Annotated in this window: 14 protein-coding genes; 9 read left to right on the top strand and 5 right to left on the bottom strand. The window is 63.2% G+C overall.

The features are described 5' to 3' along the window. The 4 genes from EOA32_RS28095 to EOA32_RS28080 form a co-directional block, all read left to right on the top strand. The coding region (locus tag EOA32_RS28095) for a 5-formyltetrahydrofolate cyclo-ligase (protein WP_128373440.1) at positions 1-414 on the top strand (414 nt) is incomplete at its 5' end. 93 nt (positions 415-507) lie between these two features. Further along, the gene (locus EOA32_RS28090) at positions 508-933 is read left to right on the top strand and encodes a DUF3592 domain-containing protein (RefSeq protein ID WP_127241615.1); all 426 of its coding nucleotides are present in this window, start codon (positions 508-510) and stop codon (positions 931-933) included. 190 nt (positions 934-1,123) lie between these two features. Further along, on the top strand, positions 1,124-1,948 hold the full coding sequence (locus tag EOA32_RS28085; protein ID WP_067319494.1) for a YmdB family metallophosphoesterase: 825 nt from the start codon (positions 1,124-1,126) through the stop codon (positions 1,946-1,948). An 80-nt stretch (positions 1,949-2,028) separates the two neighbouring features. After that, positions 2,029-2,796 (top strand): TerC family protein, encoded by a 768-nt coding sequence (locus tag EOA32_RS28080; protein ID WP_067001713.1) that lies wholly within the window; start codon positions 2,029-2,031, stop codon positions 2,794-2,796. Position 2,797: 1 nt separating this feature from the next. Here the strand turns inward: EOA32_RS28080 and EOA32_RS28075 are convergent, their stop codons facing one another. Next, on the bottom strand, positions 2,798-3,187 hold the full coding sequence (locus EOA32_RS28075; protein WP_280953075.1) for a VOC family protein: 390 nt from the start codon (positions 3,185-3,187) through the stop codon (positions 2,798-2,800). 26 nt (positions 3,188-3,213) lie between these two features. Continuing rightward, the gene (locus EOA32_RS28070; protein ID WP_128373439.1) at positions 3,214-3,696 is read right to left on the bottom strand and encodes an SRPBCC domain-containing protein; all 483 of its coding nucleotides are present in this window, start codon (positions 3,694-3,696) and stop codon (positions 3,214-3,216) included. A gap of 51 nt (positions 3,697-3,747) precedes the next feature. Here EOA32_RS28070 and EOA32_RS28065 point away from each other — a divergent pair, with 51 nt between their 5' ends. The 3 genes from EOA32_RS28065 to EOA32_RS28055 all read left to right on the top strand — a co-directional run bounded on the left by EOA32_RS28065 (position 3,748) and on the right by EOA32_RS28055 (position 5,389). Beyond that, positions 3,748-4,071, top strand: coding sequence for a helix-turn-helix domain-containing protein (locus EOA32_RS28065; protein ID WP_067001718.1), 324 nt, complete (start codon positions 3,748-3,750; stop codon positions 4,069-4,071). 223 nt (positions 4,072-4,294) lie between these two features. Beyond that, positions 4,295-5,044, top strand: a complete 750-nt coding sequence (locus tag EOA32_RS28060; RefSeq protein ID WP_067001721.1) for a YebC/PmpR family DNA-binding transcriptional regulator — start codon at positions 4,295-4,297, stop codon at positions 5,042-5,044. Positions 5,045-5,077: 33 nt separating this feature from the next. Continuing rightward, entirely contained in the window at positions 5,078-5,389 is a 312-nt protein-coding gene (locus EOA32_RS28055; protein ID WP_128373438.1) for a SelT/SelW/SelH family protein, read from the top strand. Between the two features lie 29 nt (positions 5,390-5,418). On the opposite strand, the gene EOA32_RS28050 is transcribed toward EOA32_RS28055, so the two are convergent. Next, positions 5,419-5,895: a DUF1772 domain-containing protein gene (locus tag EOA32_RS28050; protein WP_067001727.1), complete on the bottom strand. Its 477-nt coding sequence runs from the start codon at positions 5,893-5,895 to the stop codon at positions 5,419-5,421. A gap of 1 nt (position 5,896) precedes the next feature. Then, complete coding sequence (locus tag EOA32_RS28045; protein ID WP_095827534.1) at positions 5,897-6,730, bottom strand: NAD(P)H-binding protein; 834 nt, start codon at positions 6,728-6,730, stop codon at positions 5,897-5,899. Between the two features lie 112 nt (positions 6,731-6,842). Between EOA32_RS28045 and EOA32_RS28040 the strand changes: the two genes are divergently transcribed. After that, entirely contained in the window at positions 6,843-7,481 is a 639-nt protein-coding gene (locus tag EOA32_RS28040) for a TetR/AcrR family transcriptional regulator (protein WP_095782583.1), read from the top strand. Between the two features lie 91 nt (positions 7,482-7,572). On the opposite strand, the gene rpmE is transcribed toward EOA32_RS28040, so the two are convergent. Then, entirely contained in the window at positions 7,573-7,794 is a 222-nt protein-coding gene (gene rpmE / locus EOA32_RS28035) for a 50S ribosomal protein L31 (RefSeq protein ID WP_040974396.1), read from the bottom strand. 205 nt (positions 7,795-7,999) lie between these two features. Between rpmE and EOA32_RS28030 the strand changes: the two genes are divergently transcribed. Further along, positions 8,000-9,371 (top strand): ABC transporter transmembrane domain-containing protein (locus EOA32_RS28030; RefSeq protein ID WP_128373437.1); only part of this gene is annotated, 1,372 nt, incomplete at its 3' end.

Genomic DNA, 9,371 nt, shown 5'->3' with positions numbered 1-9,371 from the left:
TCCGAGGTCGATGTGCGGCCGCTGATGTTCGCGCTGCGCGAGAAAGGCGCCAGGCTTTGCCTGCCGGCGATCCTCGACAAGACAACCATCGTCTTCCGCGAGCTGGTGCGCGGCGCGCCAATGGTCGAGATGGGTTTCGGCACGGTCGGACCGCACGAGGAGGCCGAAGAGCTCGACCCCTCGCTCATGTTTGTTCCGCTCGCAGCATTCGACGCGCGCGGCCACCGCATCGGCTACGGCGCCGGCTATTACGACCGAGCGATCGCCAGGCTGGCCGACAAAGGGCTGCCGCCGCGGCTGATCGGCATTGCGTTCGACTGCCAAGAGGTGGCGCAAGTGCCGGATGAGAACCATGACGTGATCATCCCGGAAATACTCACCGAGAGCGGGTTACGCCGGTTTACCGCCTCTTAGAATATTCCGACCCGCTTCGCGCGATTCCAATACCTATCCAACAGTATTCCTGCTATCCAATCCAAGTTGAGGCTAGCAAGGGATTTTGTCTTCATGCGATTCATCCTGATGCCGTTTGCTCTGATCGCGGCAGCACTGTTTGCGATGGGATTGCATATCACCGGAACCACCCTGTACCACCAAGCCGCCTGGGGGCAGACGGTCGCTACCGTGACGGATGTCAGTCCTTTCACTGAAATGCACAAAAATGGCCTCGCGATAGAGCGCATCAATGTCGCCCTCGCCTATGTGGTTGACGACGTGCCGATGACCTGGTCCGGAAAGGGAAACCTTGTCGGTCTCCACGAGGCGTCGATCGGCGACAAGGTGAAATTCTACTACGACCCCGGCGATCCAGCGACCCTCGATACCGCCGGAATGAAGGGCTGGCGCGGCATGCTGTTGATCCTTGCAGGTACCGGCGGCTTCACCGTCTTCTACGTTTGGTTTTTCTGGCTGCGCGGACGGAGCGCGCGTTAGACGTCGCCTTCGGCTGCTAGGACGGGGCGGTGGTGCCGTATAAGACCATCATGTGATCATCCCGGAAATACTCACCGGGAGCGGGTTGCGCCGGTTCACGCCGCAATTGTAGAAAAGCGGTTGAGAAACGCATGATCTTTTGCGGAAAGTCATGCAGCTTTTGCTTGGCGGACTTTCGACGCGGGATCGTATGAGACTTCTCTTCCTCGGCGACATGGTCGGAAAAACTGGGCGCACGGCGGTGTGGGAACAGCTGCCGGGCTTGATATCCGACTTCAAGCTCGACTTCGTCATCGTCAATGGCGAGAACGCCGCCGGCGGCTTCGGCATCACCGAGGAGATTTTTCGCGAGACGCTCGCGGCGGGCGCGGATGTCGTCACCACCGGCAACCATGTCTGGGACCAGCGCGACGCGCTGGTCTTCGCGCCGCGCGAGGAGCGCTTCCTGCGCCCCTCCAATTTTCCCAAGGGCACGCCGGGGCGTGGTTCCGGCGTCTATATCGCCAGGAACGGCGCGCGGGTGCTGGTCGCCAACATCATGGGGCGCGTCTTCATGCATCCCGAGCTCGACGATCCGTTCCAGGCCGGCGAGCGCGAGCTTGCCGCCTGTCCGCTTGGCGAACAGGCCGACGCGGTAGTGATTGATTTCCATGCCGAGGCGACTTCGGAAAAGATGTGCTTCGCGCATTTCGTCGACGGCCGTGCCAGCCTTGTGGTCGGCACCCACACGCACCAGCCGACCGCCGATCATCAGATACTCAACGGCGGCACCGCCTATATTTCGGACGCCGGCATGTGCGGCGACTATGATTCCTCGCTTGGCATGGACAAGGAAGAGCCGCTCAACCGCTTCCTGTCGAAAGTGCCGAAAGGTCGTTTCGAGGCCGCGAATGGACCGGCGACGCTGTGCGGCGTCGGCGTGGAAATTTCCGACCGCACCGGGCTCGCCGAGAAGATCGCGCCGTTTCGCCGCGGGCCGAGACTCGAGGAAACCGCGCCGTCCTTCTGGTCATGATATTGATATGAGCACCGGTCGTACCTAACTGGCGACGAAACCCGCGAAAACTGCTCTAGATCGTAGAGGGGACGACCTCCATGCAGCTTGTCGAGTTCCTGGCGCCGCACTTTGCCTTTGTCTCCGATCCCACAGCCTGGATCGCGCTGCTGACGCTGGTGGTGCTGGAGGTGGTGCTCGGCATCGACAACCTGATCTTCATCTCGATCCTGACCAACAAGCTGCCGGAAGCGCAGCGCGCCCGCGCCCGCAAACTCGGCATCTCGGCGGCACTGGGCATGCGGCTGGTGCTGCTCGCCACGATCTCGATCATCGTGCAATTGACGACACCGGTGTTCACGGCGTTCGGGCATGGCTTTTCCTGGCGCGACCTGATCCTGATCGCCGGCGGCCTGTTCCTTGTCTGGAAGGCGACCAAGGAAATCCACCACACGGTCGATCCGCAGGATCATCAGGACTCGATGATGGGCGGCACACTGCAGATGAGCCTGGCCGGGGCGATCTTCCAGATCCTGCTGCTTGACCTCGTCTTCTCGATCGATTCCATCATCACCGCCGTCGGGATGACCGACGAGATCGCCATCATGTACATCGCTGTCATCGTGGCGGTGAGCGTGATGATGCTGGCGGCGACGCCGCTCGCCAACTTTATCGCCAAGAACCCCACAATCGTGATGCTGGCGCTCGGCTTCCTGCTGATGATCGGCATGACGCTGATTGCCGACGGCATGGGCTATCACGTGCCCAAGGGCTACATCTACGCCGCCATGGGTTTTTCCGCGCTGGTCGAGGGCCTCAACATGCTGGCGCGGCGTCGAAAGAAGCAGCGGTCCGGCGGCGGGCATTAAACTAGGGCAGGTTGATCTGCCAGGAAACGCCGAAGCGATCGTTGAGCCAAGCGAAACGGCGGCTGAAGCCGTAATCGTCGGTCGGCATCAGAAACGCGCCGTCCTTGGCCAGCACCCCGACAATGCGATCGAGCTCCTCTTCGGAGGAACAGTCGACGAAGAGCGAGAACGACGGCGTGAAGGAGAAGGCGTGATGCACGGGGCTGTTGAAGACCATGACCTCCGTGCCGCCGATCACGACGCGGGCCAGCTTGAGCGTGCCTTCGGGTCCGTCCTCACCGGCGCCATAGCGTGTGACGTCGACAACGCGGCTTTCTGGAACGGTGTCGCAATAGAGGGTCATGGCCTCCTCGGCCTGACCTTCGAACATCAGGAACGGCGTTACCTTCACGGCCGGGCCTCCTCGCTCAAAGGGAGTCAAATATTGGTCTCGTTGGCCGGCTCGCCTTTCATCTCGGCGCGATAATAGCCGTCGCGCAAATTGATGCCGTATTCGAGATACGCCTTCATGCAGGCGAGCATCTGCGACCAGCCCTCGCAATTGAGGTAGGATTTCTTCAGTCCGACCTCGCCTTCGTGCCAGCCGGCCTCGGCGATGGTGACGAAGGTGCCGCCGTCGTCCAACGGCTCGAAGTTCATCTCGATGCGTGTCTTGTAGGCCGGCTTGCCGTCAGTGTCGGCCGCGTCCCAGCGCAGCACGATAAGCCTATCCTTGATCACCTCGTCGACCTCGACCGGCACCGTCTTCCACCAGGTGACGGTGGTGCCGGCGACCAGCGGAGCAGAGGCGCCGCCAATGGTGGTGAAATAGCCGCTGAGCTTCGTCGGGTTGACCACGGCGTCGAAGACTTCGGCGACCGGCTTGCCGATGCGTCCGGAAATCCTGAATCCAAGAGACATATCCACAGCTCCTTCCTTGCCTCGTGAAACAATATGTTATAAAAACATAACATGTCAAGCCCAACCTCGGACGATCGTGTTTTCAAGGCCTTGGCGCACTCGCGCCGGCGCGAGTTGCTCGACCGGCTCAAGGATCAGCCGCAGACCACCGGGGCGCTCTGCGAGGCTTTCCCGGACATGGATCGCTGCACGGTCATGATGCATCTGAAGGTGCTGGAAGAGGCCGATCTGGTCGTGGCTAGGCGCGAGGGGCGCGAGCGCTGGAACCATCTCAACGCGCTGCCGATCAGGCAGATCCACGACCGCTGGATCGGCCAATATGCGGGCCATGCGATCAGCATCCTCGACCGGCTGAAGTCGGATCTGGAGGGATGATGCCGCGCTGCAAGGGCAATCTCGGTCTGTCCGCCGTCAGGGTCGACGGTCCGGCTGGACGAATTGAGCCGATTTATCTATAAGCCGGCCATTCCGACAGAGAGCGCCGCGGGCCTTCGCAGGCACGCTTGCAGCGTTCTGAAATTTTGAATTCGAGCATTTGCCGATGCCGGGTGATCGCGCCCGGCCGAGAAATGCTCTAGCCGAACACGACAGGGGTGCCATGGCTGGCCATTCGCAGTTCAAGAACATCATGCACCGGAAAGGCCGCCAGGATGCGGTGCGGTCGAAAATGTTTTCCAAGCTGGCACGCGAAATCACCGTCGCCGCCAAGACCGGCACGCCGGACCCGGCGATGAACCCGCGGCTGCGCCTTGCAGTGCAGAACGCCAAGGCGGTGTCGATGCCGAAGGACAACATCCAGCGCGCCATCAACAAGGCCTCCGCCGGCGATGCCGAGAACTACGAGGCCGTGCGCTATGAGGGCTATGGCCCCGGCGGCGTGGCGCTGATCGTCGAGGTGCTGACCGACAACCGCAACCGCTCGGCGTCCAATGTGCGCGCCGCCTTCACCAAGGCCGGCGGGGCGCTCGGCGAAACCGGCTCGGTGTCGTTCATGTGGAACCGCGTCGGCGAGATCTATTACCCGGCTTCGGCCGGCAGCGCGGACAAGGTGATGGAAGCCGCGATCGAGGCCGGTGCTGACGACGTCGAGTCGGACGAGGAAGGCCACACCGTCTATTGCAGCTTCGAAAATCTCGGCGAGGTATCGAAGTCGCTCGAAGCCGCGCTCGGCGAAGCGGAGTCGGTGAAGCCGATCTGGCAGCCGCAGAACAACGTGCCGGTCGATGAAGAACGGGCGCAGTCGCTGATGAAGCTGGTCGCCACTCTTGAGGACGACGACGACGTGCAGAGCGTCTACGCCAATTTCGAGGTCGACGACGAAACCATGGCCAAGCTCAGCGCGGCCTGATCGGCTGACCGTATGAGCGGAACTCGATCCGACATGAGCGAGAAGCCGCGGCCCGCCGTCCGCATCACCTACTGCACGCAATGCCAGTGGCTGCTCAGAGCCGGCTGGATGGCACAGGAGCTGCTCTCGACCTTCGGCACCGATCTCGGCGAGGTGACGCTGGTGCCAGGCACCGGCGGCATCTTCACGATCTCCTGCAACGACCAGCTTATCTGGGAGCGCAAGCGCGACGGCGGTTTTCCGGACGCGGCGAAGCTCAAGCAACTGGTCCGCGATGTCATCGACCCGGAGCGCGATCTGGGACACGCCGACCGCAAGACGCACAAGAAGACGGACCCCGCCTGAGGTGGTGTTTTATCCGCTGGCCGCTCTCTTCAAATCAGCGCCAGGATGAAGCAGGCCATCGCCACGATCGCGGTGATGGTGCGGACGTGGTTCCACATGACCCATTGGCGCAGATGGTTCGCCCACACGGCGGCGCCGTTGCTGCTGGCCGGGTCGACGGCGGCCAGGGCGTCGTTGAGCGGTACGTTGAACACCATGGTCACGATCGGGTTGCCGACGAGATAGATTACGGCGCCGGCAAGCAGCCAGTACGAGCCCGATTGGCTCCAGCCCATGATGACAGCGGCAATCAGCACCAGGCAGATGAGGCCGGTGCCGAAAAGCGCCGTCATGAAGGCGGGCGTAATTACGGTGATGTTGATCGAATTCATCGCTGCGATGCCGGCTGGGACGGGCAGCCTGGCAAGTGCTGCCATGACGAAATTGGAAAAGGCGAAGAAGACGCCGCCGACCACGCCAGAGCCGATCGCGGCAATGAAGGCGAGGGCGGGAAGAATTTTCATCATCTCAGTTACTCCAGACGCCGCTGGCTGCGGTTTCGATTGCATAGGCGAAGAAGTCTTTCGGCCGGCGGCCGAGCGCGCGCTGCACGCCGTCGGTCAGCGATTCGTTGCGGCCGTCGAGCACCTCGGTGAAGAGCTCGTTGAGCAGCCAGGCGAATTCCGGCGGCAGGTTGTGCGCAGCCACCGTTTCGATGAATTGGGCATGCGAGATCCGCCGATAGCGGATGTCGCGGCCAGTGGCTTTGCCGATTTCGGCGACGGCCTGAGCAAAGCTCAGCAGACGCGGGCCGGTGAGTTCGTAAAGCTGGCCGGCATGGCCCGGCTCCGTCAGCACGGCTTCGGCGACATCGGCGATATCGTCGACATCGACGAAGGGTTCGCCGACAGCGCCGACCGGCAGGGCGACTTCGCCTTCGAGTATGGATTCGATGAGGAAGCCTTCGCTGAAATTCTGCGAGAACCATGAGCAGCGCAGGATCGTCCAATCGGCACCGGAGACCTTGACCATTTCCTCGGCGCGCTGAGCCTCCGTCTCGCCGCGACCGGAGAGCAGCACCAGCCGCTTGATGCCGCGCTCGACGGCAAGTTTGGCCAACGCCTCGACAGTTTCGGCGGCGCCCGGCACCGCGATGTCAGGATAGTAGCTGATGTAGACGGCGCCGACGCCGTCGAGGGCCGCGCCCCAGGTTTTCTTGTCCGACCAGTCGAAGGGAGGCGTGCCTGCGCGGGAGCCGATCCGCACCGGGATACTGCGGGCGGTCAGCCGTTCGGCCAGCCGCCGGCCGGTCTTGCCGGTGCCGCCCAGGATCAAAATCGGTTTCCGTGACGTGTCGGTCATCTCGAATCTCCTCGTTTTCTTAATATGAGTAATCCTCATGTTTGCAAAACGTGATAAACCCTCGTATTTTGTGAGTCAAGCCAGTTTCTCGAGGATCTTTCGGAGGAAGCTCATGCAAGGCAGGGTAGCCGCCAAGCTCGACCAGGAAATCGCAATGCCCCGGCGAGCGCCGACGCAGCAGCGCAGCCGCGAGCGGGTCGAGCGGATGCTTGCCGCTGCCGCGGCGCTGATCGCCGAGCAAGGCAGCGATGCCATGCGCATGGGCGAGGTGGCGGAAAGAGCAGGGGTGTCGATCGGCTCGCTCTACCAGTTCTTTCCCGACAAGCGGGCGATCGTCTGGGCGCTGGCCGAGCGCTACACCGCCGAAAGCCAGGCCTGCATTTCGGCGGCGCTGAAGGACGTCAGCGACGCCGAAGGGCTGAAGCAGGCGTTTTCGGAGCTGGTCGACATCTATTACGGGATGTTCCTGGCCGAACCGGTGATGCGCGACATCTGGTCGGGCACGCAGGCCGACAAGGCCTTGCGCGAACTCGAACTGGCCGACAGCCGGGCCAATGCCCGATTCCTCGTCGCGGTGCTGAAGCGGTTGCGTCCCGGCGCAGATACCGTGGCGATGGAGACGGCGGCGCTGCTAGTCTGGCAGATGGGCGAGGCGGTCATGCGGCTGGCGATCTCCGTCGACCGGGAGGAGGGCGACAGGCTGGTCGCGGCCTATAAGCGCATGGCGCTGCGGGAGCTGGTGGAAGGGTAGGTACAACCTGGTCGGGTTTCCCGCAGCGTCTGTGGCCAACAAAAAACCCGCCTCGGCGGCGGGTTTTGATCTGCGACACGTTTAGAAAGGCTTAGAGGCCGAAACCTTCGAAACGCTTCTTGAACTTCGACAGGCGGCCGCCGCGGTCGAGCAGGGTCTGCTGGCCGCCGGTCCAGGCCGGGTGCGTGGTCGGGTCGATGTCGAGGTTCATCGTGTCGCCTTCCTTGCCCCAGGTCGAGCGGGTCAGGTATTCGGTGCCGTCGGTCATGACGACCTTGATGGTGTGGTAGTCGGGATGGATATCGGCCTTCATTGTCGTGTTCCTGGCTTGCCGGCGCTGGTGACGGGCCGATGGCCTGCGTCGATGCGCCCCTTTTTAAAACTCGAAGCCGCAGCTAATGAAAAGCCACGGCTTCTAAAACGGTCGGCGAGCCTATACATCAGCCGGAATTGAATCACAAGGCCGCGGCAGGCGCATATTGAAGCGCATGACGAACACGCGGCCAGAGGAAACGCTCATGGCGGATATCGGTGTCAGTGGTGACGAGCGCAGGCGCTCGGTCCGGCCGCTCAGGAACCTTTTTCCGTACGTCATGCGGTACCGCAAACTGGCGGTCGGAGCGATCATATCGCTGATCGTCGCGGCAGGGACGACGCTGGCCCTGCCGATGGCCGTGCGGCGCATGATCGATCACGGCTTCCAGGCGGCGGGCACTACCTTCATTGCCGAGTATTTCGCCGCGCTGGTGCTGATGGCGGCAGTGCTGGCGGCGGCGTCCGCCAGCCGCTACTACTTCGTCATCACGCTCGGCGAGCGGGTCGTCGCCGACATCCGCCGCGATGTCTTCTCCCATGTCACGACGCTCTCGCCGGCCTTTTTCGATCGCTCGCAGTCGGGCGAGATCGTGTCGCGGCTTGCCGCGGATACCACGCAGGTGAAGTCGGCGGTCGGCGCCACGGCATCGGTCGCGCTGCGCAATCTCATCCTCGGCGTCGGTGCCGTGGCGATGATGGTCTTCACCAGCCCAAAACTGTCCGGCCTGGTACTGGCCGCCATCCCGCTGATCGTGCTGCCGCTCGTCGCCTTCGGCCGTTCGGTGCGGCGCAAGTCGCGGCTGGCGCAGGATACGCTGGCGGAAGCCACTGCCTATGCCAGCGAGCAGATCGGCGCCGTGCGCACGCTGCAGGCCTTCACCAACGAGAAGCTGGTGACGGGGCGCTTCTCGGCCGCCGTAGAGGCCGCCTTCGAGGCGGCGCGCACGTCGGTCTTCGCCCGTTCCTTTCTCACCTTCTTCGCCATCTTCATGATCTTTTCATCGGTGGTGGCGGTGCTCTGGTTCGGCTCGCGCGACGTGCTTGCCGGCACGATGTCGGCCGGCACGCTCGGCCAGTTCCTGCTCTATTCGGTGTTCGCCGCCGGCGCGCTCGGCGCGCTGTCGGAAGTGTGGAGCGAGCTGTCGCAGGCGGCGGGCGCCGCCGAGCGTCTGACCGAGATCCTGGCCGAGAAGCCCGCCATTCAGGCGCCCGCCGATCCGCAGCCGCTGCCGGCCAAGGCCAAGGGCGCGATCAGCTTTGACGATGTCTCCTTCTCCTATCCCGCGCGGCCGGACCGGGCCGCCGTGCATGGGCTGAGCTTCCAGGTGAAGCCCGGCGAGACGGTGGCGATCGTCGGTCCTTCGGGCGCGGGAAAAAGCACCGTCTTCTCGCTTATCCTGCGCTTCTACGATCCGGAGAGCGGCCGTGTCGTCATCGACGGCGTCGATCTGCGCCAGGCCGATCCGGCCGCAATCCGCCAGCGCATCGCCATCGTGGCGCAGGACGTCACCATCTTCGCGGCCAGTGCTGCCGACAATATCGGCTTCGGCCGGCCGGGCGCCAGCGATGCCGAGA

The sequence above is a fragment of the Mesorhizobium sp. M1A.F.Ca.ET.072.01.1.1 genome, assembly GCF_004023325.1.
In the GTDB taxonomy this organism is placed as follows: domain Bacteria; phylum Pseudomonadota; class Alphaproteobacteria; order Rhizobiales; family Rhizobiaceae; genus Mesorhizobium.
Note: the sequence above shows the minus strand (reverse complement) of the source record. Positions and strands in the feature narration are given on the sequence as shown.

Excerpts from the sequence above, each read along its gene's own strand:
- EOA32_RS28090 (WP_127241615.1), top strand. The coding sequence starts at position 508 with ATGCGATTCATCCTGATGCCGTTTGCTCTGATCGCGGCAGCACTGTTT.
- EOA32_RS28085 (WP_067319494.1), top strand. The coding sequence starts at position 1,124 with ATGAGACTTCTCTTCCTCGGCGACATGGTCGGAAAAACTGGGCGCACG.
- EOA32_RS28080 (WP_067001713.1), top strand. The coding sequence starts at position 2,029 with ATGCAGCTTGTCGAGTTCCTGGCGCCGCACTTTGCCTTTGTCTCCGAT.
- EOA32_RS28070 (WP_128373439.1), bottom strand. The coding sequence starts at position 3,696 with ATGTCTCTTGGATTCAGGATTTCCGGACGCATCGGCAAGCCGGTCGCC.
- EOA32_RS28065 (WP_067001718.1), top strand. The coding sequence starts at position 3,748 with ATGTCAAGCCCAACCTCGGACGATCGTGTTTTCAAGGCCTTGGCGCAC.
- EOA32_RS28060 (WP_067001721.1), top strand. The coding sequence starts at position 4,295 with ATGGCTGGCCATTCGCAGTTCAAGAACATCATGCACCGGAAAGGCCGC.
- EOA32_RS28055 (WP_128373438.1), top strand. The coding sequence starts at position 5,078 with ATGAGCGAGAAGCCGCGGCCCGCCGTCCGCATCACCTACTGCACGCAA.
- EOA32_RS28050 (WP_067001727.1), bottom strand. The coding sequence starts at position 5,895 with ATGATGAAAATTCTTCCCGCCCTCGCCTTCATTGCCGCGATCGGCTCT.
- EOA32_RS28045 (WP_095827534.1), bottom strand. The coding sequence starts at position 6,730 with ATGACCGACACGTCACGGAAACCGATTTTGATCCTGGGCGGCACCGGC.
- EOA32_RS28040 (WP_095782583.1), top strand. The coding sequence starts at position 6,843 with ATGCAAGGCAGGGTAGCCGCCAAGCTCGACCAGGAAATCGCAATGCCC.
- rpmE (WP_040974396.1), bottom strand. The coding sequence starts at position 7,794 with ATGAAGGCCGATATCCATCCCGACTACCACACCATCAAGGTCGTCATG.